This window comes from Dendronalium sp. ChiSLP03b (genome assembly GCF_034531165.2).
Classification (GTDB): Bacteria; Cyanobacteriota; Cyanobacteriia; order Cyanobacteriales; family Nostocaceae; genus Dendronalium; species Dendronalium minutum.
In genome coordinates, this window is the sequence record NZ_JAVRBR020000075.1 from 38,768 (window position 1) to 63,187 (window position 24,420).

Below are 24,420 nucleotides of genomic sequence, written 5' to 3' on the forward strand. Positions count from 1 at the left end.
CTGTTCGTCCGTCAACTGTCCGATGAATAGTAACACGAGGAAAAACGCTAGTCAAACATACCCGACTAAAATTATCGGGTTTAGTTTACTTAAAATAAAATCCAGGTGAACATCAAGGTAATTGCTTGACTAAATTCCAAAAGTGCAGAGTGATAATTCTCTACGGAAGAACATTTTTATGCCTACTGGTATACATAGTTATACAATCTACTTAAGTATGTGTAAATAAATTCCCTGACTCCACTAAAGCTTTAGTGTATTTGTATAAAAACTATTTAAGCTATCTGTGAACTATTTAAGTAACAATACTGTTTTTGACAAAAGTAAATTTATTTTAATACCAGTAATTAAACTGTTTTAAATTCTACGATCTTCGTTTTAAGGTTCTACTATTAGATTCTTGATTTGAAAAAATCACCAGTTTAAGGTTAGTAACCAAAAACTTTTAGAACCTAAGTTAGTAGAGCGTAATCAGAGGTTGCGTACTGCTATAAATACCTAAAAAATAGCTATATATTGACAGTCTCAGGCAATAATTATTCTTCCGAGACAATGTTTTTTGTGTCTGAATGTCTTCAATCCGCAGCCTGGATTTGAGACATCAGGCAAATTATGCGTTTTATTTCTGTTGAAAATATCAACAGAAAAATTTACCGAGCAACTACACTAATGCGATGAAATTTCCGAAGCAATCTACCAAAAATAAGCAATTTAAATTTTACCGTTGTTTAGTAGCGACAGCATTATTAGCTAATGGAATTTTCCAACTTGTAGCACCTGTATTAGCTGAAGGCACAACTGCTGGTCAATCTATTAGCAACACAGCGACTGCGACCTACGAAGATCCCAATAGTCCGGGAACAACAATAAATGCTACCTCTAACACTGTCGTTGTTACTGTAGCAGAAGTTGCTGGTATCACCGTCTCAGCTTCTGGTGTCGAAGATAGCAACGGTGGTTCTGTTGGAGTTGGGGATTTACTGATATACACCTACACTCTGACAAACGTAGGTAACGACCCCACGCAATTCCGGATTCCTAACCTCGCTACAACAACTGGGCCGGGTACAGTTTCTGGTACATTGCCTGGTGGTACACCTAATAGCCTGCAATACAGCACCGACGGTGGTGCAACTTGGGTAAATATCACTAGCACTGAGGTATTCACACCCTCGGTTTCGCCTGGTGGTACAGTTTTGGTGCGCGTGCCTGTCACCGTACAAGCTGGCGCTCAAACCAACGACGTAATTACCGTTACTCTTGGTAATACTCCTGGTAATGCTCAAAACCAACTGCGGAATCCCGATGGTGGTGACGTTTATACCGCAGATAACCCTGATGGTAGCGTTGCTGGTGAGGTAGCTGGTTCACCCGTCAACGGTACGCGAGAAGCTAGTGCCACCGCTCAAATTCAGGTTGGTTCCACTGCCAAGACTTATACGTTAGCCACGATTCTCAAAACTCGCAGTACTTACAGCAATGCTGGCACACCTCAAATTACAGATGATAAACTCACCTACGATTTGAGCGTGCGGGTGGAGTCCAATGACCCAACAGGACAAGGAATTACCCCAGCCCCACTGGTGGGTACAAGCATCAACGTTAATGGTACGGCTGCCACCTACATCTTGGTTTCTGATGCGATTCCTGCGGGTACAGATTTGGCAGTTGCACCAACTCCCCCTCCTGGTTGGCAAGCAGTCTATACCACTGACCCAGTGACGACTGATGCCAATACAACCAATTGGAAAACCTTTCCTTTACAAGGTGCTGACACTCTGGCTGGTGTAACTCGCGTTGGTTTTATCAATCAGCCATCTTCAGTTACTTCCATTGCTCCTGGTGCCACAGTTAGTGGCTTCTCGATTCAGGTAGCTATTGAATCAACTGCAACTTCACCCTTAACTGTTGCTAACATCGCCCAATTGTTCGGTCAAACTCCCGGTACTAACGCCCCTGTATACGACGAATCTGGCGACCAAAATCCCAGCAACTACGACGGCTCTCCAGGTAGTATGACACCACCTCCGGGTACAGATACCAATAATGATGGTGTTCCCAATACTTTACCGCCTACCAGTGTTGATGACGGCTATATTGATGCCCCAACCAATCCGGAAACAGGAACTGACCCAGGTAACAACAACAGTGGTACTGGCCCAGGCGGTGAAGCAAACCCCTTCACAGTGCAAACACCTGTTAACTCAGCGGTACTCAACGGGCCGCAGAATACACCAGATGCTGTTGGACCATCGGGTCAAACCAACGATGACTTCACTAACAAATCTTCCCTCATTCCTGCGGGTACAGCCCCTGGTACAAAAATTGACCCAGCAGCGGTAGGATTTACCAACACAATTAGGAACAGCGGCACTGACCCTGGCAATATCACGCTAACGCCAACTCCACCAGCCAATCCCAAAGATTTACCGGATGGTACAAAGGTGACAGTTACTTATGGTAGTCAGTCTGCTGTCTATACCTACAATCAAGGAACAGGAACCTTTACAACCCCTACACCAATTACCATCCCTAACGTTGCTGCTGGTGCAACTATTAACTATGGTGTAGAAGTAGATTTGCCAGCCAATACATCCCTGTCAACCGATACCATCCCAGACTACCCAGGCGACCAAGAATTTGGCTACCCAGTCTATATAACTGCCTCTATTGATACGAATGCAGATGGTACACCTGATAGTCAAAACATCACTATTGATCGCGTATACACTGGCTATTTGAAACTGGTGAAAGTGTCACGAGTTCTACCGGGAACTGGGCCAGCAATTGGCGCAGGTCAAGATGACTTTGAATCTACACCAGCTTTCAATGGGATCGATCCAAATGCCAATGTTGCTGATGTACCAAGAACACCTGCACCTGGAAACATTATTGAGTACCAGATTCGGTATAAAAATATTTCTGATGCTCAATCTGGCAGCGGTAACGTAATTTTGAATGCTGACAAGGTTGTGATTGTTGAAGATGGCACAACCGCTGATGATACTCCTGCTGGTTCTAACAATTGGGCGTTAGACAACGATAATAACGGTCAAATTGATACCAGTAATATTGTGGGTTCAGCTAAGGATTCTGGGGCTGCAACCATCCAATTTTACAGTGGTAATAACCCAGCTAACACATCTGGTATTGACCAAACTGGAACCACGGTGACTACCGATGTCACTAAGTATGTAGACACCATTACTGGCAGAGTAGCGCCAGGTGAGCAAAGAACATTTACCTTCCAACGCAAGGTTAATTAAGTAGTTTCCGCAAATTTTTAGAGGTTATTCAGATGAAGGGTGTTTCTATTGCAGGTATAGGAGCCATAGCTCTAGTCGCTACAGTTCCAATAGTCAGCCAGATACCGGGAGTGGCTTCTTTATGGCAGTCTGGAAGCGCAACTGCTCAGAATATCAAAAGTCAACCACAAATACAGCTGCGCTTGGAAGCGGAAAAGCAAGTGGTGGTAAAGGATCGGCAAGGTAAGCAAAGCAAAAATTGGCAAGCTTTGAAGGGTCAAGCTGTGGTACAACCAGGAGATGTGCTGCGTTATACCTTAATTAGTGAGAACAAGAGCGATCGCCCAGTCAATAATTTGATTCTAAATCAACCCATTCCCAAACAAATGGTATACGTGCTGAAATCTGCCAATGTGACTAACGATGCCAAAATTACTTACAGCATCGATGGCGGACGCAGTTTCGTAGAAAATCCTACCGTTAAAGTTACCCTCCCTAACGGCAAAGTGGAAACTCAATCAGCACCAGCTAGTGCTTATACCAACATTCGCTTACAAATTCCATCGGTGGCGGTGAAAACAACAGTCAAAGCAACTTATCAAACTCAGGTGCGCTGATTTACAGGATAAGTGATTCTCAGTTGGATTAAACACGAAACATGAACTTAACCCCCAACCCCCTTTCCTATTAGGTAAGGGGAGAAAGGCAATTTTGTATCTATGTATTTTTAAAGTTAAACAAGAGTGCTTTTGTTAACAAACAAAAGGGCATTTCAGAGGAGATGAGTTCAGTGATCCGTCCTCAAAAACAAAAGCAGACTACTTCTAGCACTAGCTGGTGTCAACGACTAACAGCAGCTTTTCTGCTGGGAAACATGTTGTATACCACCATCCCTAGAACAGCGCAGGCGCAACAGACTGTAAGTCCGGTTGCGGTTCAACCTATATTAAGCATCACCAATCAAGCTACCTATACTTATACAGATACTGCCACTAATTATCAATATCAAGGAATTTCTAGTCAACTTAACTTGAGTCCAAACCCATTAGTTGACCCATTAGGGCGAATTTTAGGTTGTGCGGGCACAATCTTACCTGACTATACAGGTTTTTCAGTTGGCGTATACGAACCTAATCTTAGCGATCCAACAGGAACTGAATTGGGACAATTGGTTTCTCTAACTCGGACAGAGTTGCCTGATATTCCTAATAACAATATTCCCGGTGGCAAAGCGCCAAATATACAGAATAGTAATCCCTACTTCATTACTAATAATCCGGCTGGTGTCTATAACTTTCTACTCGACCCGAATAAGGGTCAAACCGATCCAGGTAAAACTTACATTTTTGTAGTTAATCCACCAGCAAACTCCATCTACCAGCAGCGGCGGATCAAGATTCAAATTCTTGGTAGTACTGGCACGAGTAATAACAGTGTTATTCGGTATGTTGCTTCTTCCTTAGATGGGCAACCAATTAGTCTGACAGGTGAGACCAGGTTAGAGGGCACAGTTGTCTTGGTTCCCAATGCGGAATTAGTGGGACTAGACTTATTAGCCTTTGAATTCACTACAAATATGTGTCAAGCAACCCAGGTGCAGCTCGTCAAAACAGGCGATCGCGCTACTGCTGAACCTGGAGATACAGTCATCTACCGCCTGTCGGTCAGAAATTTGGCTGATGCTGATTTGAACAATATTGTTGTTACCGACAACTTACCTTTAGGATTCAACTTCTTACCGAAATCTGTGCGGGGAGAGATAGATGGTCAATCAGTTACCGTTACCTCCGAACGCAATGGCAACACGGTGACATTCCGCACAGACACAACTATTCCCATTGGGAAAGTTCTGAATATTGCTTACGCTGCTCAACTCACGAATGATTCACAACGCGGTAATGGTCGTAACAGTGCGATCGTTAATGCACTACGAGTTGACAACCGTTTTAGCATTAAAGACGGCCCAGCAACCCATCAGTTAAAAATTAGACCAGGAATTGTTTCTGACTGCGGCACCATCATTGGTCGCGTGTTTATTGATAAAAACTTTGACGGCGAACAGCAGCCTGGAGAGCCAGGAGTTCCCAATGCGGTGATTTATCTAGAGGACGGCAACCGTATTACCACAGATCCCAATGGTTTGTTCTCTGTAGCCAATGTTTTACCAGGAAGCCACACAGGCGTATTAGACCTCAGTAGCGTCCCAGGCTACACCCTAGCTCCCAACAAAAAATTCCGCGAACGCAATAGCCAATCTCGCCTAGTGCGTTTAGAGCCTGGTGGCTTGGTACGTATGAACTTTGCAGTCACCCCCACCTCACAGGAGCAAGTCAAGAAATGAAACCCAGACTGCACCGTGCAACTACTTTTAACCTAAAGTTGATGGGGGCTATGGCAGGAGCCTTAAGCGTTGTTTTATATCCAGCTATAGCCCATGCCGAAGTCACAGACACCCCACAGACTGCGACAACTCAAGCTGAGACTAACCCTGCAAACACAATACAACTTCAGACAGTGGAATCTGAACAAGCGACTGTGTCCCCAGCAACTAATACGCAAGAGGTACAAAGCGAGAAGTCCGTACCAAATTTCCCTAGCACTGGGGAGGCTATGCAAGTAACTTCAGCAATTGACACAACAGTGCAGAATGAGAAATCTGTACCAGATCCTCCTAGTGCTGGAGAAGCTATTCCAGCAATTTCTTTGAATTTTCGGCATCCTGCAAACCAAATAGAATCATTTCAACCAGCAATTGATACGCCGTTACCAAGAGGCTTAAGAAAAATAGCACACAGAGGTGAGGAAAATTTCTTGCCCCAGACTACTACCACCCCTACTTCCTCAACCGAAATACAGCCATTTCAACCAGAAACTTCTACCGAGTTGCCTAGAGGCTTACGCAAAATAGCAGTAACACAAAGCAAGGGTGAGGGGCGTAGAGAGATGATGAGTATGGATACTCCTCTTCCCGCCGCGACTCCAGAAGAGACTTCTAATCCAACTACTCCAACTTCAACAACAGTAAAAATCCTGAGTCCAACTCCTGACAGTGTGATGGATATACCAGCTACCACGGTGAAGGTGCAATTTCCTGCTGGTAGTCAAGTGGAATTACGGCTGAATGGCATGTTGGTAGATCCTTCCTTGGTCGGACAGACGGAAACTGATGCCAGTACTAACTTAGTAACGCAGACTTGGTACGGTGTCTCGTTACAAGAAGGTGAAAACACCATCTCTGCACAAGCAGTCGGAGGGTCAAAACCTGCTATGACAGTGCGGGTAGTAGTAAGAGGAGCGCCGCAGGAATTAACGTTAGAAACACTTGAGTCTCGGATTCCAGCTGATGGACGTTCGACAGCTACAGTTCGAGGTCAACTGATTGATGGCAAGGGTAATCGTTCTAACCGAGATGCGGTTGTCACCTTAATACCGACTGGTGGGGAGTTTGTCGAAAAAGACTTCAAACCCGACCAGCCGGGATTTCAGGTAGAAGCACGTAACGGACAATTCACAGCCACTTTGCGATCGCCTTTGAAGGCGCAAACTGTGCGAATTCGGGCCACAGCTAATGATTTAGAAGGTTTTACCCAAGTGCAATTTGAAACAGCACTGCGTCCTAGTTTGGTGACTGGGGTAGTTGATGTACGTTTGGGTGCGAGAGGAACAAATTATTATGGTAGTTTCCGTGATTTCCTACGTCCTGACAAAGATACTAGAACGCAATTAGATTTTCACTCAGCGGTGTTTGCTACGGGTGCGATCGGGGAGTGGTTGTTTACAGGTGCATACAATAGTTCTCGCAACTTAAACGAAGATTGTAATTGCGATAATCGTCTGTTTAGAACTTACCAGTTCAGCGAGCAAAACTATCCCGTCTACGGCGATAGCTCTAAAGTTGATGTTGTCACTCCTTCGATTGACAGCGTATTTGTGCGTTTTGAGCGTTCGACTGGTATCCCTGGAACTGCGCCTGATTATGCCATGTGGGGCGACTATGACACTGAGGAGTTTGCCCGTTCGTCGCAGCAGTTTACTTCTATTACCCGCCAACTCCATGGTTTTAAAGCTAACTATAACTTAGGGAACGTCCAAATTACGGGATTCTATGGAAATCATCTAGAAGGTTTTCAAAGAGATACTATTGCTCCTGATGGTACTAGTGGCTATTACTTCCTTTCCCGTCGGATACTGGTTCCAGGTAGTGAAAATGTCTTTATCGAGTTAGAAGAACTGAATCGTCCCGGTACGGTGCTGCAACGGAAACAGCTTAGTAGAGGGCCAGACTACGAAATCGACTACGATCGCGGTACTTTATTATTCCGCGAACCGATTCTTCGCACCGATATCGATCGAGATGGACAAGTATTAGTACGTCGGATTGTTATTAGTTACCAATACGATAGCCAAGAATCTGACAGCAATATCTTTGCCGGTCGCTTGCAATATAACCTTTCTCGCACTCTCAATCAGGAAAGTTGGATAGGAGCGACTTATGTCCAAGAAAATCAGGGAGTGCGTGACTTTCAACTCTACGGTGCAGATGCTTTGATAGCTTTGGGTGACAAGGGCAGATTAATTGCAGAATATGCCCATTCCACTAATGATTCTGACTTGATGGGTAAGGTAAGTGGTGAGGCTTACCGTTTGGAAGCTGAGGGAAAGATTGCTAATGGTATTCAAGGTCGTGCCTATTATCGCTATGCCGATACTGGCTTTGCAAATAATGCCACTGTCAGCTTTGTACCAGGACAAACTCGCTATGGAGCGCAACTTACAGGTAAGCTAACCTCAACTACCAATGTGCGGGTGCAATACGACCATGAAGATAATTTCGGTATTGCTCCTCAACCATTAGATACCTTTGAAGAACTATTTTCACCGCGTTCTGAGGCGATACCTGGGAGCAAAGTTGATAACTCGCTGACAACGATTTCTGCCGGGATTCAACAACGTTTGGGTAAAGCTATTGTTGATGTGGATTGGATTCATCGTGACAGGGAAGACCGCATCCCTACCAACGCCCTTAGCAGTAGTTCAAATCAATTGCGATCGCGTTTTTCCCTTCCCATTGCCAAAAACCTGACTTTCCAAGCACAAAATGAACTAACTTTATCTTCTCAAGAAGATAGTGTCTATCCAGACCGTACCATCTTTGGCTTGAATTGGGCGGCAATGCCCGGTGTCAATATCAGTCTTGCCCAACAATTTTACACTAGCGGTCAGTTTGACGGTAACTCCATCACTAGCTTAAGTGTCAACGGCGAACACAAACTCGGCACAGATACTACCTTGACTGGTCGTTACACAATTTTGGGGGGTGCCAATCAAATTACTACTCAAGGAGCAATTGGTCTAAATAACCGCTGGACTATTGCTCCTGGGTTGCGGCTGAACTTGGCTTACGAACACGTATTTGGCAACTTCTTCGGACGGACAGCGGCGGGTCAGCAATATGCCCAACCCTTTGCTGTTGGTCAATCAGCCTCTGCGATCGGTTTTGATGGTGGCGATAGCTACAGCGTGGGACTGGAATACAGTGATAATCCCAAGTTTCAAGCTAGCGCTCGCTACGAACATCGTACTTCTTCTGGTGGCTCTAATACTGTTATTTCAGCAGCCGCTACAGGTAAAATTTCCCCTGCTCTGACCGCCTTGGTGCGCTATCACCAGGCAAACTCTTCTAATCAAAAGCTTTCAGGACTCGGAGATACAGTTAACCTCAAGGTGGGTTTAGCCTACCGCGACCCCAACGATGATAAATTTAATGCTTTGTTGCGTTATGAATATCGTCAAAATCCGGCGGTGATTCCTGACACTATTTTGTTAGGTAGTGGTACAGGTTCTGAAGACCATACCTTCGCTTTAGAAGCTATCTACGCCCCCAACTGGCAATGGGAATTCTACGGAAAGTATGCTCTACGTAACAGTACTTCTTACTTGGCTAACGATTTAGCAGGTACTAGTACAGTAAATTTAGGACAATTACGGGCTACCTATCGCCTAGGATACAGCATGGATTTAGTAGGTGAAGCTCGTTGGATTGGTCAATCTAACTATACAGAGACAGGTTTTGTTCTGGAAACAGGTTATTATCTAACTCCTAACTTGCGCCTTGCTGCTGGATATGTCTTTGGTAAAGTCGATGACCGGGATTTTTCTGGCGCACGTTCCGCAGGCGGCCCTTATTTGGGTTTAACCCTCAAACTCAACGAATTATTTGATGGTTTTGGACAGCAAAAAATTCCACAACCGCAGCAACAAAAATCCACAACCTTGGTAAATAGACTCAAGAATGCAACGTCGAGTAGAGATTCAGGAATTAAACCATGAAATCTTTTGGTAGATTTTACCTCACTTTGGGCAAACTCAAAACAGCTAATAGAACCTCTAAACCTGCTGTGAACGCTCTGATTCAATTTGTTTGTTCTTCCTAATTAGTAGTTGCTCAATGCAGAAACCACCTATGAACATCAGGATGAAACGTCCATTGCCAAGCAGCTACCAAGGAAAATTACTCGGTAGCTTTGCCTTTGTTCTGTGTGTCTTAGGACAAGGAATACAACCTAGCTGGGCTGAGGGAAGCAAAGAATTAGTCGCCGATGGTGGATATCGACCTTACTTAGAATGGGCAAGTACAACCACTGCGGGTATTACCAGACAAACAACACTCCAAGTTTATGTCCAAGCAGGAGAAATCGTTAATCTTGGTTCTAGTGTCCCTACAAGTGCGAATGGAACTAACGATATTGTTTACCGAAGTCCCTTCGGAGGCCAAAATGGGTCTTGTGATGTTCTGGCCTCTGGCTTTGGCTTGATTGATACGCTTGCCAAGGAATCAGCTGGCCCCTTACCCAGTGCAGGTGGCTACACACCTTGTAGCTTCACTGCTACAGAAACTGGTATTTACACAGTCGAGTTTCGTGCCCCTAACACAACTAACAATCCCCCACCCAGAACTACAAATGCGGTATTTCCTACAGATAACAGCCAAAATGCCGGGGTAGCTGCTTGGGATATCACGGTTAAAGATAGCAGCAATAATACTAAAAAAGGTCGAGTATTTACCAACTACATTGCCATGAATATGGGGGCGAATGCCAGTGGAAACACTCCAATAGCACTTAACTCCAAGCTTTATATTCAAACTAAAGATGGGTATCGGTATGAAACTGATATGAATGGTGTCGATCCCTTTGGCTTCATCTTTTTTGCTAATAATCGGGGATATCTTGACAAAACGAATAACAGCACTCTTTACCGTTCTGCTGGCGGTGCTACTGATAATAATCTAAACTTCGCTGGCAATGTGCGAGTCCAAAATCCGAATGTTGCCGACACTGCAACAGACATTACTCATCTAGTTTTTTTTAATCGTCCCGATACTATAACGCTCTCAGGTTTAGGTATTCCATTATCACCAATTATTCCAGCAGCACCGACTAATTTTCAATTTACTGGAGCAAATGGAGGGAGTGGGAACCAAACTTACGTCGGGGTTGGGGGCTATTTTAGCTTTAATTCTGCTTCTAGCGGCAGCTATCAAATCATCATTGACACCAATAATGATGGCATTTACGACCCCAGTAGCGATCGCGTGCTACAAAACATCCTATCTTCTGGCTCTAATGTGGTGTTTTGGGATGGCAAGGATGCTAGTGGAACGAATCTACAACCTCTACCAAGTAATGCACCTTACAATGCCCAAATCACAACCAGGGCAGGTGAATATCACTTTCCCATGTTAGATGCTGAGAATAATCCTCTGGGGTTCAAAATTACGATGGAGAACCCGCCTGCTACATTTCCTAATCTTACAGATCAAAATGGACAGCAGATTAGCTCTACGACGGTTTATTACAACGACAATAATTACACTACCGCCAATGGAACATCGATTAATCTAAGTGGTACGGGAGCTACTAATCCCCGTAATGCCTCTAGAGGGATAAATAGTGCCACAGGAGAGCATGAATTTAGTAACGGCTATGGTGATTTTAAGGGGATAGACACTTGGACATACTTCCCCAGTCAAGCTGTACTTACTCCCTTGGTAATTACCACAAATCAGCAGGCCAATGTCAAAGGAACCAAGTCTGTTCGCTTCCTGACAGACAATGATGGTAGCGGCACGGTGACTGTGGGCGATAGCGTAGAATACACTATCACTTATTCCAACCTAAATCCAGGTAACAGCAACGCAATTAATTTTGTTATAATCGATTCTTTACCTTCGCAGTTAACCTTTGTCAGTGCGGCAATTACTGCTGCGACTGCGGGGAATAACATCACTCGCAATACCAGTTATTACGGTTCTGGTGCTGTTACCAATTCTGGTACTTTGCGTGTAGGCGACACCATTACCATTAAAATTACTGCCACAATTAACAATGCCAATGGCGGTAATTCAATTAGTAACCAAGCAAGTGCTACCTTCAACACTCCAGATAATCCTTCAGGAACAGTTGGCACTGTATTCACAGATGCAGACTCTGCTGGTGCTACTACCAATCTACCTACCCCAGGCAATTATTTCTCACAAATTGCTGACGATGGTGTGAACTTAGGGAACGATCCAAGTAAAACTGGGGATGATGACCCGACTTTGTTCACCGCATTAAATGCTCTCAATTATCAGGTTTCACCTTTGGCGGGCAAAGTTATCATTAACGAAGTTCTATACAACGAAACAGACACTACTATTTCTGCTGACAGCAATGATGAGTTTATTGAACTCTACAATGCTTCTTCATCTGCTGTAGATTTGAGTGGTTTGAAGCTAGGAGATGGCAATCTCATCGCCAATAGTACCGACGGTGCTGGCGGGTTTAGTTATACATTCCCCAATGGTACAACTTTACAACCAGGGCAATATGCTGTGATTTGGATTGGCAATAACAACGCCAACCATCAAGCAACAGCAGCTTTTCAAACTTGGTTAGGACAGACTCCTAAGCTGAATAACTCTGGTGATGATATTTGGTTATACGATAACCAGAATCAGATTATCGATTATGTTGCCTATGGTGGTGGTAGCGCGGTGAATACGCCTCCCCCAAGTTCTCTGAATATTTGGAATAACACTTATCAGTCTTCTCTAGCTGGAAGTAGCAATGGTCAATCTATTAGTTTGACCCCAAATGGTCAGGATAGTAATAGCAGTGCTTGTTGGGAAGCCAGTACCAGTGGAAATGCCAGCGCACGGTGTCCAAACTATCTGCCAACTAGAGATACTGATGCTATTAGCGGTCGTGTAACTAGCGTGGGTGAGAACAATAACGGCGCTATGACTCCTAATGCAAAGCTTTTGTTGATTAAACGCATCACGCGCATTAATAATAAAGATTTAACCGATATTGTGGATGGTCGTAGTGACGTTCCTACTAATGCTGCAAACTATATACCAGAACCTTATGCTTCTGATGATAACGATGCCAAATGGCCTGCTGGCTACTTACGGGGATTAATTAATGCTGGCACTGTTAAGCCGGGAGATGAAGTAGAATACACTGTCTACTTCCTATCTAAAGGTCAGGGTAATGCAACCAATGTCAGACTCTGTGATTTAGTCCCTGCCAACACTACTTTTATTCCTACTGCCTTTAATGCTATGACTCCTAATGATGGTGGTTTAGCAGGAGCAGAGCAAGGTATTGCTTTGGCTGTTGGTTCTAACACACCTACGGTTTACCTTAGCAATATAGAAGATGCAAGCGATCGCGGACGTTTTTATCCTGCTAACGACCCAGCCACACCATCATCTTGCGGCAATAATAGCAATGGCGCAGTAGTAGTAAATGTTACACGAAATCCAGATTTACCCAATCTACCCCCAGCAACTGCATCTGGCACACCAGCTAGTTCTTATGGCTTTATTCGCTTCCGTGCCAGGGTGAAATAAGGAAAAGTTAGGAGTTGAGAGTTTTTTATTCATAACTCATAACTCATAACTCATAACTCTTCACTTTTTTGCTAGCCACCACTGACGGGTGGAATTAGCACTACCTCATCGCCATCTTGCAGTAGAGTATCTGGTTCGACAAATATCAAATTAATCCCAAAGCGAGTGACATCGCGCCATTGGGCTAGTTCTGGGTGTTCAACAATGAGGCGATCGCACACCTCTTTAACTGGCGTACCATAAGGAAACTCCAGCACTAGTTCCGAAACCCCATAGGCTTCTTGATAAGCAGCAAATAATTTTACAGTAACTGTGATTGCAGACTTAGACATACAACATGCTCTGGAAACACCAGCAAGCAGTTTTATAATTGAAGAATACTCTATTATCTATTGAAATCGATCGTAGATTTACATTGTTTGAAAATAGGGGACAGATTGCAGAGGATAGAGGTATAGAGGCAGGAGAGCAAGGGAGAAAGCTTTGCCTGGGGAAAGGGCAAAAGGGCAAAGGAAAAAATCTGTCCTTTACCCTTTTAAGATGCCCGAAGGGCTTTAACTCATAACTCATAACTCAGCACTCCCTTGTACAGACGCGATTAATCGCGTCTGTACTTAGCACTTTTTACTTTCCTTTTGCGCATTTACTTACCCCAAGATACTTGTTCTAACTTGGAACTACAAAAAATAATTTGTCGTCCTGTTCGCTTGTCGGGACTTAAACATTTTTTGGAAAGAAATAAGCCTCAAATCTATGCAAGGCAAGGAAAATACACCAAATACCCAAAAACGCCTGAAACCCAGATATATCAAGAAATTAGGCTTAACGAAGTCAAAGTCTCTTTGTATATACATTTGAGTTATTTTTCTGGGTATTTTTTGTCTAAGTCCCATTATCCTCAATTTCAGGCAGAGCAATGTTAAAGCCTGTTTTTAGTTTTCCAGCATATCTGTCTATGATTCAAAAATTTGGCATTTCATCAGAAATATGCTTCCTTTGGGTTGTACTTAATTATGTACACACCAAATTTAGATGCTGCTTCGCAAGTTCATGCATGTTCAATTTGTATCGCGTCTGTGGTTAGTTTCAGTGTTAAATGTAAATAGCAAAACAAGAAACTACTGGAAAATTACTCACTTTGGCGATTCAAATCAAATGCGTATTAGCAGCTTTCTAACACTACATTTGAAAAACCATAAGGGGAGTTGAAAGTGATCGGGATTTTAATGGATGCTGACTTAATAATAGAAGCTTTGCTAAATCGCGATGAATTTGCAGAAGATGTCAAAGAATTATTGGATATGATACATCCATCGATTCAAATGCACTTAACAGATGTTGGCTGGCAAAAAATTTACGCTTATGCTAGTCGTTTCAAGAATAGCAAGACTGCTGAGATAGTAGTAGATTGGTTACAAGAGAAAATTCAGATTTGTATTGTCGATCAGACCATACTGCAAAAAGCACGCTCGTTACCTCTGAAGGATTTTGAATCTGCTGTAGAGTTAGTCTGTGTTAGTTATCACAAAATGGATGCGATTGTTACCCATAGACAAGAAGACTTTGCGGAGCCTCTAAATCAGTTCTGGGTTTGGTCGGTGGCAGACTTGCGATTGCGTGCAAATTTAGAAAGTCAGTTACAAGCAATGATATTTAGTTAGTTACATATCAATAGAGTTCAGTTAGTAATGTTGCATTTCTGGAAGATAAGTATCTAAGCATAAATACTTAAATAGTTATTTTCTTCTTTCCTGTTACCTGTTAAGAGTTCTGTGTCTTTACCAATGAATTTAATTTTGTCCAACTACTTATCACTCACCCCATAAGCCACCTTTGCTAAGGATGAACAAGTTTGACGAACCAGATTGTAGCCAAGAAAAGAGGTGTAAGGCGTTAAGAGTGTAGAGGTATAGGATAAATCCTACTTTGTTAAGGCTGTTCGTGGCGGCAAAGCTTAAATATTTAAAATACTTTAACCTAAGAATTTTGGTGTATTAAGAGTTCAGATAAAAGTTTTTTTAGTGATTTTCTGGGCGCTGGTTTTTTTTGGTGCTAGGATCTACGACTATAAGATTAAGATAAAAGTGCTGTAGCTGTGAAACATAAGCCAAAACCAAGGATCGCTTTGCTTCGTGAAAAAGCAGGGCTAACCCAGCTTGAATTATCGCGTCTTGTGGGCGTGACTGAAAGCACTATCCAAAACTGGGAAAGCGGCAGGACTGGGACAGAGCATATTGAAAGAATCGTTAGGTTTTGTAAAGCCCTGAATTGCCAAGTAGAAGACCTAATTGAGTATGTGAGTGAATCATTAGAGGAGCCTGTAGCTCAACCCAGTTCGTTAAGTGAAATACATCATTTATTGGGAACTGAGGAGCCAGTTACAGCTAGTAGTCCTGACAATGAGGTAGCTCAACAGCGAAAAGCTAGGAGCAGCTAATACGGATCTTCTGTTATCCCTTTGTGTATGTGCTGGCTCATGAATTTGATGCTGTCGCACTACTGTCATGCCTGTCAAACAGACTACACTTAAATCCTTATGTGGTCACTAATCCGAAATTTTTGACACTCCTTGGACTAACACTGCTTCTGTGTCGTAACTTGACAGCATTTGGTGCCAAGCTTGGTAGTGTATTGAGTCAGTGTTGACAATAGTAATATCTAGATAAAACATGATTGCAGCCAGCATAATTTTTGGGTAGAATGTAAATAATTATTAAGTTTATTTACATAACTTACATAGTTTTTCTGTCCTAAGTCATTATTCTTTCCTGAATAGAGGACAAAAAACATACGATCAATCGGCTAAATCCTAAAATCTATACTGAATAAGGACTGAAGACTGGGTACTGGGGATTGGTGACTAAAGATGGAGAAAGGGAAAAGGAATTGTTTTCCTCTTCGCCCTTCTCAATCCCCAATTCCTAATCTTCAGTGTCCAATCGCCAATTTCTGTGTAAGCAAATGATAGCCGCTACAAAATTTTTTCGCGTTGACAATCTATGGGTGCAAATTTACAACTCTGAAGCTGAAATGGCACAAGACGTTGCACAAATTGCACACAAGTATTTACAAGATGTCCTCAAACGACAGGATACAGCAGCGGTCTTGTTAGCCACAGGTAATTCCCAACTCAAATTTCTTGATGCTTTGATTGCATTAGGTGGTGTGGATTGGTCGCGAATTATTTTGTTCCATCTAGATGAATATTTGGGAATCACTGCTGACCATGCTGCTAGTTTCCAGCGCTATATGAGAGAACGAGTAGAGAAGCGAGTATCTCCACAGCAATTTCACTATATAGAAGGTGATACACTGCAACCGGTGGCAGAATGCGATCGCTATACCAAATTACTACAAGCCCAAGCAATCGATTTATGCTGTCTTGGTGTTGGTGAAAACGGACACTTAGCTTTTAACGACCCAGCAGTGGCGAATTTTCAAGATCCTTACAGTGTGAAATTAGTGAAACTAGATACAATGAATCGCCAACAACAAGTGAATACAGGTCATTTTCCAAATCTTGACAGCGTTCCACAGTATGCTTTTACTGTTACTCTTCCTTTAATTTGTTCGGCTAAAAAAATTCTCTGCCTAGCACCGGAAAAACGTAAAGCGCGAGTAGTGAAAGAGATATTACAGGGGTTAGTTAGTACGAAATATCCAGCTTCTATTCTGCGTCAAAAATCGCAAGCAACCTTATTTTTGGATATAAATTCTGCTAGCTTACTGCCTTGAAAGTGCTGAGGAGCCAGTGCGTTGCGGTGAAGCAGTCGTCTGCAAAGACCCTCCTGCGGCACCGCAGTTTCTTTCGGAGCAAAACTCTCCTCCGAACTGCTCGCTGTCTCATCTTGTCTCCCCCTACCTACTGCCTTATTTTCCAGTCTTAAAACTAGACAAGCAAGCTTCAAGATAGGGACAGTCTTCACACTGTAAATTTTTCCCTGGATTATTGCACTCACAAGGAGGATTGACGAAACATTCAGAAGGATCTGTGGGAGGATAATACTTTTTAGATAATAATTGTACAGTAGCTTCTTGCAAACAAAAAATCAAATCTTGCATCATAATACTAATGTTTTTTTGATTAATAAATTATCTTATACACGTGGAAATTTATTATTTTAAAATAGATGTAATTTTTAAGCTACAGACCACCGAGTCCATGCTGAAATTCGATCTTCTACGACATATTCTCTCTTTTGAGAATTGGCAGACTCAGCTACTAACACTTTCAAAGTTACTATAGACACATTATTAATTATTTGGTGTCCGTAACCAACTACTTTCCCTAGATGTCCAGTTTGTTGATTTAGCACATAATCACCGATGGTGAACATATTAGCACTGCGATCTTTTGAGAACTCATACATGACAATTCATACATTTTCTATAGCTTGATATTTTAAAACTTCATACTTTCAGCGTGTTTTGCTAATGACTGAAGGCATAACTTCAGTTTACTTAACTTATTCCTTTGGCAAGAAGGAGAGTCCTATTGTTTGTGTCAAATCATAGTTAAGTCTACATAACTGTTAGGTAAGGATTCAGGTGGGAAATAGTTGACAGAGGTAACAAGATGGGAGATCGCCAGTTGCATGAAGAAGAAAGCGTCCCACAGCAAAGCGATGATGAACCAGAATCAGATGCTTTTTTAGATATAACTGCTGTATGAAATATCTATCTTTAGACATAGTTTATTAAAAATATCTTGTTACTTAGTACACTCCGCATGGTGGATTGACTTCAATCAATTCATATATGTTATGATTTGTATTGTTGAAATGTTGCGATTTGTATTATGTTTATAAGTTACCAAACCAGTATTTTATTTACTGTTTTAAGCTAAAAGAGCTTAATTTGGAAGAATAATATGCCAGTTTAACCAAGTTGAAATATTTTAACAACCAGATGCTTATTCATAAAAATTAAAGTTTCGTTACTATTCACTTAGAGATGTTTAAATTCTGAGTTTTCAAGGGCTACTGAGATAGATATATTTAATACTGAGCAGTAAATTGACCTAATTAAAGAGGAATTATACTGTCATTCCAAATAGAGTGTGGTGAGCCATCTTAGTTTTTAACTATTTTTATAGTTTAATAACAATGTTAAAAAACAGCAATTTGAGGATTAATCATGGCTGCGATCTTAAATGTAAGCCCAGAGATAGACAATATGAATAGTTTCTTAAGGTATTTTTTACTTGGATTGCTCTAAGTAAGATAGAAATTTTGCAAAGTCTAACAGTTGGAAACTTGCTAGAGACAAACATAGTGGAGTTAATAAAAATTCAGAGAAACTTACTAAAATTTCACTGTCATTCTCAAGCAAATATAATGTAGCGAGTTTAGTAATATAGGGTTTGTGACTAATGCTAAAAAATAGTGAACTAACGATTAATCAGGGTTCTAATCTCAAATTGAAGCTTGGAGATCAACGATACGAGCAGTTTTCTAGGGTAGAAGTTTTGCGGAATCGTACAGTTGGAAAGCCATTAGACTTAAACATAGTGAAATAAATCTTGTTTAAGATGAATTTCACAAAATTAAAGTCAACAATCCCAGAAGAAAGAGGCAAGTATTATGCCAGTAGCTTGCTAGTGGGACTAGTTGACTAGTTTGGGGTTAAGCAGAATTAAAGGTTAACCTACTTACAGAATTTACTCAAATGAATGGTGTTGTTTAAAAACATTGCCAGTCAGCAATAAATGTCAGCTTTTTATTGAAAGCTAGTTTTGTCATGCCTTTAATCTCAAACGATAAAGAGCATAATTTGTTGCTGACGTGCATTAGAGGAAATCGGAATTATTACCGACAATCTGCCAATTTTTTAGTTGTAATACAGGTCAACAGACATGAATAAAGTTCAAGCATCCTTTGAAGCTACGGAAGCAGCATTTCACGTGCAAGGTTACGAAAAAATCGATTTTAGTCTTGTCTATGTGAACGGTGCATTTGATATTGAAAATAGAGAAATTGCAGAGAGCTACGCCAAATTTGGTCGCTGTCTGACTGTAATTGATGCTAATGTTTATGAACTTTATGGAAAGCAGATAAGGTCATATTTTAGACACTATGACATTGATCTCACAGTATTTCCCATCATCATTACAGAGCCAGCTAAAACTCTTGCAAGCTTTGAGAAAATTGTTGACGCTTTTTCGGACTTTGGCTTAGTTCGTAAGGAACCAGTCTTAGTCGTCGGTGGTGGTCTAATTACTGATGTGGCTGGGTTTGCTTGCGCTGCTTACCGTCGCAAGAGTAACTATATTCGCATTCCTACCACATTGATTGGTTTAATCGATGCAGGTGTAGCGATTAAGGTAGCAGTTAATCATCGCAAGTTGAAAAATCGCTTGGGAGCATATCATGCACCTTTGAAAGTTATCCTCGATTTCTCATTTTTGAAAACTTTGCCAACGGCTCAAGTTCGTAATGGGATGGCAGAGTTAGTGAAAATCGCTGTAGTTGCTAACTCACAAGTCTTTGAACTGCTATACGAATATGGCGAAGAACTACTTTCCACTCACTTTGGACACGTGAATGGGACACCGGAACTCAAAGAAATTGCCCATAAACTCAACTACGAAGCAATCAAAACGATGTTGGAGTTAGAAACTCCAAACTTGCATGAAATAGACCTCGATCGCGTCATTGCCTACGGTCACACTTGGAGTCCTACCCTAGAATTAGCGCCTCACACACCTTTATATCATGGTCATGCCGTCAATATAGATATGGCTTTGTCTGCAACCATTGCAGCACAACGAGGCTATATTCCAATAGAAGAGCGCGATCGCATCCTAGACTTGATGAGTCGTATCGGTCTATCACTCGATCATCCTCTACTAGATGGTGATTTACTGTGGGATGCAACCCAGTCTATTAGCTTGACACGAGATGGCAAACAACGTGCAGCCATGCCTCGTCCCATTGGTGAGTGCTTCTTTGCTAACGATCTGACTCGTAAAGAACTAGATGCTGCCTTAGCTGAACATAAACATCTTTGTGCTAAATACCCTCGCGGTGGAGAAGGCGTTGACGCTTACATTGAAAGTCAAGAAGCCAAACTCTTGGGAGTGTGAAGACATGACAAGTGTTTTAGGACGAGAAACAGCTAGACCAATAACGCCACACAGCATCTTAGTAGCCCAGCTACAGCAAACCCTCAAATTAGCAGAAGAGAGCAACATTCCCGTAGAGATATTAGATTCTCTGCGTCAGGGAGTTCAATTAGCTGCGGGTTTAGATCCCTATCTGGATGATTACACTACCCCGGAATCGAATGCATTGACAGCATTGGCGCAAAAAACCAGTAAAGAAGACTGGAGCAAACATTTCAGTGATGGTGAAACAGTGCGTCAACTAGAACAAGAGATGCTGTCAGGACATCTGGAAGGACAGACATTGAAAATGTTTGTTCACATGACCAAGGCAAAGCGCATCTTAGAAGTGGGAATGTTCACAGGATATTCAGCCTTGGCAATGGCAGAGGCGCTACCAAGCGATGGGCAACTCATAGGTTGTGAAGTTGACTCTTATGTAGCTCAATTTGCTCAAGCTTGCTTTGCTGAATCTCCCCACGGCAGCAAAATCGTTGTGGAAGTAGCACCTGCCCTAGAAACACTCCACAAGCTTGCAGCAAGAAAAGAATCATTCGATCTAATCTTCATCGATGCCGATAAAAAGGAGTATGTAGAGTACTTCCAGACCATCTTATATGGTAACTTACTGGCTCCTGACGGGTTAATCTGCGTGGATAATACTTTGTTGCAGGGACAAGTTTACTTACCACCCGAACAACGCACCGCTAATGGTGAAGCGATCGCTCAGTTCAACCGCGTTGTCGCCACCGATCCTCGTGTAGAGCAAGTTCTGTTACCCATACGAGATGGTGTCACCTTGATTAGACGCGTAGCGTAATCAGGAGACAAGGGGACAAGGAGACAATTCTTTCTCTCCCTGCCTCCCCTGCCCTCCCTACCTCCCCTGCTCCTTCTACTTTCAAAGACTTATGGCACAATCAATCTCCTTATCTCTGCCTCAATCTACAACGCCTTCAACGGGTGTGAAGGTAAAGATAGTGGCTCTATTCAAGACTCTCGGTACTCTGACATTATTACTAATAGCCTTGCCGTTCAATGCTTTGATAGTGTTGATATCTTTGCTGTGGGGCATTGGGCGATCGCCGTTTACGAAAAAAGCTGTCGTTGCTACTCATCCTCAGACTATCTTGGTGAGTGGAGCCAAGATGACTAAAGCATTGCAACTTGCCCGTTCTTTCCATGCAGCAGGACACAGAGTTATTCTGATTGAAAGTCACAAATACTGGTTGTCTGGCCATAGATTCTCAAAGGCGGTGAGTCGTTTTTACACAGTTCCTGCTCCGCAAGAAGATCCAGAAGGCTATATCCAGGCGCTAGTAGAAATCGTCAAGCAAGAAAAGGTTGACGTTTACGTACCTGTATGCAGTCCTGTAGCTAGCTATTATGACTCTTTAGCAAAGCCTGCATTATCAGAATACTGCGAAGTTTTCCATTTTGATGCAGATATAACCAAGATGTTGGATGATAAATTTGCCTTCACCGATCGGGCGCTATCGTTTGGTTTATCTGTCCCCAAGTCATTTAAAATCACAGATCCTCAACAAGTTATTAACTTTGACTTTAGTCAAGAAACCCGCAAATATATTCTTAAAAGTATATCTTACGACTCCGTTCGCCGCTTAGATTTAACCAAACTTCCTTGCGACACTCCAGAACAGACAGCTGCTTTTGTCAACAGTTTACCCATCAGTCCAGAAAAACCTTGGATTATGCAAGAGTTTATTCCTGGCAAAGAATTATGCACTCATAGTACAGTGCGGAACGGGGAATTAAGATTGCATTGCTGTTCTAACTCTTCTGCCTTTCAGATTAACTATGAAAACGTCGAAAATCCCCAAATCCGTGAATGGGTGCAACACTTCGTCAATAGTTTGGGATTGACTGGACAAGTGTCTTTCGACTTTATCCAAGCTGAAGACGGTACAACTTACGCTATTGAATGCAATCCCCGCACGCATTCAGCAATCACAATGTTCTACAATCACCCTGGTGTTGCAAACGCCTATTTTGGTAAAACTCTCCTAGATGCACCTCTAGAACCCCTAGCAAGTAGTAAGCCCACCTACTGGATATATCACGAAATCTGGCGACTAACTGGTATCCGCTCCTGGAAACAATTGCAAACATCGGTTAATACCATAGTGCGAGGCACTGATGCTATCTACTGCCTTGATGACCCTGTGCCATTTTTGACTTTGTATCACTGGCAGATTCCCTTACTTTTGCTGAAGAATCTGCAACAACTCAAAGGCTGGGTAAAAATAGACTTCAACATTGGCAAACTAGTTGAATTAGGTGGCGATTAAATAATTCGTAATTCGTAATTAAGTTAGGAAGAGGAATGATGCCAGTACTTCGTATCCTTCATTTAGTTGGGTCTGCACACAATGATTTTTACTGTGATTTGTCACGCCTTTACGCCCAAGACTGTCTAGCAGCAACAGCAGATCGATCGCGCTATGACTTTCAGATTGCATACATCACACCCGATCGCCACTGGCGATTTCCTCCCTCGCTCAACCCTGAAGATATTGCTGTTACCAAACCGATTCCTCTGTCCGATGCCATACAGTTTCTAACAGCGCAAAACTTTGACCTCGTGTTACCACAAATGTTTTGTATCCCTGGAATGACTCACTACCGCGCCCTATTCGACTTGCTTAAGATCCCTTACATAGGCAATACTCCAGATATCATGGCAATAACAGCGCACAAAGCCAGAGCCAAAGCAATTGTCGAAGCAGCAGGGGTGAAAGTGCCTCGTGGAGAACTGCTCCGCCAAGGAGATGTTCCCACAATTACACCTCCAGCAATTGTCAAACCCGTAAGTTCCGACAACTCTTTAGGGGTGACCTTAGTCAAAGAAGCTACTGACTATAACGCTGCTCTGAAGAAAGCATTTGAATATGCTTCGGAGGTCATCGTAGAAACATTCATCGAACTCGGTCGAGAAGTCAGATGCGGCATCATTGTCAAAGACGGGGAGCTAGTGGGTTTACCCCTTGAAGAGTATTTGGTAGACCCCCACGAGAAACCCATCCGCAACTATGCTGATAAACTCAAAAAAACGGACGATGGCAACTTGGATTGTGTCGCTAAAGATAATATCAAAGCTTGGATTGTAGACCCTAACGACCCGATTACCCAAAAGGTTCAGCAAGTGGCTAAGAAGTGTCATCAGGCTTTGGGTTGTCGCCACTACAGCTTATTTGACTTCCGGATCGACCCAGAGGGAGAACCTTGGTTTTTAGAAGCCGGGTTGTATTGTTCTTTTGCCCCCAAAAGCGTGATTTCTTCTATGGCGAAAGCAGCGGGAATTCCTCTAAATAAGTTATTAATGACGGCTATCAATGAAACTTTGGGCAGTAATAAAAAGGCGTTATCAATATCTTAGCTTGACTTTATCCTCAACTGTCGTTCAGGAGACAGGAGGCTGGATAGATTCTCTTTGTCTGTGCGTCCCAGTCTCGATATCACGAAATTTCTTTGTTCAATCGTCCATCTTCCATACAAATGATTCGATCTGCGACATCTAAAATTCGGTTGTCGTGAGTGACTATTAAAATGGCACAATTCTGTTCCTTGGCCAGTTGCTGCATAAGGCTGACAACATCTCGTCCTGACTTACTGTCTAAAGCAGCAGTAGGTTCATCAGCTAACACCAATTTAGGATGACTTACTAAAGCACGAGCGATCGCTACCCGTTGCTTTTGGCCTCCTGAGAGATCGGATGGGTAGTAATTCATATGATTTTCTAATTTCACAGCATGGAGCATCACTTCTGATTGGCTGTAAGCTTCCCATTTGGAAACATCTTTGTGTAATTCAAGTGACATTTGGACATTCTGTCGGGCTGTCAAGAAATCTAGCAAGTTGTGAGCTTGGAAGATATACCCAATATGACGACGTACTTCTACTAATTGCTCATTAGTAGCTCCATGAAGTTCTCGATCTAGAAATTTTAGACTCCCCTCTTGGACAGAACGTAACCCACCAATCAAAGTTAGTAAGGTCGTTTTTCCTGAACCTGAGGGCCCAGTCATAATCATAATTTCTCCAGATTTGATTGTCAGATTAATATCAAACAAAATTTGGCTACGTAATGTTTTTTGGCCAAAATATTGATTGAGGTTTTTGATGTTTATAATAAATTTGTGTTCCATGTTTTTATA

16 protein-coding genes are annotated in these 24,420 nt (G+C 42.4%); 12 read left to right on the top strand and 4 right to left on the bottom strand.

Going from position 1 to position 24,420, the window contains the following annotated elements; translation table 11 throughout:
• Positions 1 to 674: 674 nt before the first annotated feature.
• From RMY31_RS19050 to RMY31_RS19070, 5 genes are all read left to right on the top strand, one after another.
• Positions 675 to 3,266 carry a hypothetical protein gene (locus tag RMY31_RS19050; RefSeq protein WP_409878081.1) on the top strand — a complete coding sequence of 864 codons (2,592 nt, stop codon included), beginning with the start codon at positions 675 to 677 and terminating at the stop codon, positions 3,264 to 3,266.
• A gap of 32 nt (positions 3,267 to 3,298) precedes the next feature.
• Positions 3,299 to 3,862: a hypothetical protein gene (locus RMY31_RS19055; RefSeq protein WP_409878082.1), complete on the top strand. Its 564-nt coding sequence runs from the start codon at positions 3,299 to 3,301 to the stop codon at positions 3,860 to 3,862.
• 164 nt (positions 3,863 to 4,026) lie between these two features.
• On the top strand, positions 4,027 to 5,586 hold the full coding sequence (locus RMY31_RS19060; protein ID WP_409878083.1) for a hypothetical protein: 1,560 nt from the start codon (positions 4,027 to 4,029) through the stop codon (positions 5,584 to 5,586).
• Positions 5,583 to 9,575 (top strand): TonB-dependent receptor, encoded by a 3,993-nt coding sequence (locus tag RMY31_RS19065; RefSeq protein ID WP_409878084.1) that lies wholly within the window; start codon positions 5,583 to 5,585, stop codon positions 9,573 to 9,575. The genes RMY31_RS19060 and RMY31_RS19065 overlap by 4 nt, the downstream gene beginning before the upstream one ends.
• A 118-nt stretch (positions 9,576 to 9,693) precedes the next feature.
• Complete coding sequence (locus tag RMY31_RS19070) at positions 9,694 to 13,143, top strand: lamin tail domain-containing protein (RefSeq protein ID WP_409878085.1); 3,450 nt, start codon at positions 9,694 to 9,696, stop codon at positions 13,141 to 13,143.
• Positions 13,144 to 13,214: 71 nt separating this feature from the next.
• Here the strand turns inward: RMY31_RS19070 and RMY31_RS19075 are convergent, their stop codons facing one another.
• Positions 13,215 to 13,475, bottom strand: a complete 261-nt coding sequence (locus tag RMY31_RS19075) for a MoaD/ThiS family protein (protein WP_409878086.1) — start codon at positions 13,473 to 13,475, stop codon at positions 13,215 to 13,217.
• 879 nt (positions 13,476 to 14,354) lie between these two features.
• On the opposite strand from RMY31_RS19075, the gene RMY31_RS19080 reads away from it, so the two are divergent.
• Together RMY31_RS19080 and RMY31_RS19085 are read left to right on the top strand one after the other, a co-directional pair.
• Complete coding sequence (locus RMY31_RS19080) at positions 14,355 to 14,804, top strand: PIN domain-containing protein (protein ID WP_409878087.1); 450 nt, start codon at positions 14,355 to 14,357, stop codon at positions 14,802 to 14,804.
• 434 nt (positions 14,805 to 15,238) lie between these two features.
• The gene (locus RMY31_RS19085) at positions 15,239 to 15,580 is read left to right on the top strand and encodes a helix-turn-helix transcriptional regulator (RefSeq protein ID WP_409878088.1); all 342 of its coding nucleotides are present in this window, start codon (positions 15,239 to 15,241) and stop codon (positions 15,578 to 15,580) included.
• Between the two features lie 108 nt (positions 15,581 to 15,688).
• Here RMY31_RS19085 and RMY31_RS19090 read toward each other — a convergent pair whose 3' ends face one another.
• Entirely contained in the window at positions 15,689 to 15,829 is a 141-nt protein-coding gene (locus RMY31_RS19090; protein WP_409878089.1) for a hypothetical protein, read from the bottom strand.
• A 275-nt stretch (positions 15,830 to 16,104) separates the two neighbouring features.
• Here RMY31_RS19090 and RMY31_RS19095 point away from each other — a divergent pair, with 275 nt between their 5' ends.
• On the top strand, positions 16,105 to 16,878 hold the full coding sequence (locus tag RMY31_RS19095; RefSeq protein ID WP_409878090.1) for a glucosamine-6-phosphate deaminase: 774 nt from the start codon (positions 16,105 to 16,107) through the stop codon (positions 16,876 to 16,878).
• Between the two features lie 404 nt (positions 16,879 to 17,282).
• Here the strand turns inward: RMY31_RS19095 and RMY31_RS19100 are convergent, their stop codons facing one another.
• Entirely contained in the window at positions 17,283 to 17,513 is a 231-nt protein-coding gene (locus RMY31_RS19100) for a hypothetical protein (protein WP_409878091.1), read from the bottom strand.
• A 1,484-nt stretch (positions 17,514 to 18,997) separates the two neighbouring features.
• On the opposite strand from RMY31_RS19100, the gene RMY31_RS19105 reads away from it, so the two are divergent.
• From RMY31_RS19105 to RMY31_RS19120, 4 genes are all read left to right on the top strand, one after another.
• Positions 18,998 to 20,227 carry a sedoheptulose 7-phosphate cyclase gene (locus tag RMY31_RS19105; RefSeq protein WP_409878092.1) on the top strand — a complete coding sequence of 410 codons (1,230 nt, stop codon included), beginning with the start codon at positions 18,998 to 19,000 and terminating at the stop codon, positions 20,225 to 20,227.
• Positions 20,228 to 20,231: 4 nt separating this feature from the next.
• Positions 20,232 to 21,065, top strand: a complete 834-nt coding sequence (locus tag RMY31_RS19110; RefSeq protein WP_409878093.1) for an O-methyltransferase — start codon at positions 20,232 to 20,234, stop codon at positions 21,063 to 21,065.
• A gap of 91 nt (positions 21,066 to 21,156) precedes the next feature.
• The gene (locus RMY31_RS19115; RefSeq protein ID WP_409878094.1) at positions 21,157 to 22,554 is read left to right on the top strand and encodes an ATP-grasp domain-containing protein; all 1,398 of its coding nucleotides are present in this window, start codon (positions 21,157 to 21,159) and stop codon (positions 22,552 to 22,554) included.
• 38 nt (positions 22,555 to 22,592) lie between these two features.
• Positions 22,593 to 23,642, top strand: coding sequence for a D-alanine--D-alanine ligase (locus RMY31_RS19120; protein ID WP_322658981.1), 1,050 nt, complete (start codon positions 22,593 to 22,595; stop codon positions 23,640 to 23,642).
• 79 nt (positions 23,643 to 23,721) lie between these two features.
• Here RMY31_RS19120 and RMY31_RS19125 read toward each other — a convergent pair whose 3' ends face one another.
• Positions 23,722 to 24,411 (bottom strand): DevA family ABC transporter ATP-binding protein, encoded by a 690-nt coding sequence (locus tag RMY31_RS19125; RefSeq protein WP_322658975.1) that lies wholly within the window; start codon positions 24,409 to 24,411, stop codon positions 23,722 to 23,724.
• Positions 24,412 to 24,420: the final 9 nt, after the last annotated feature.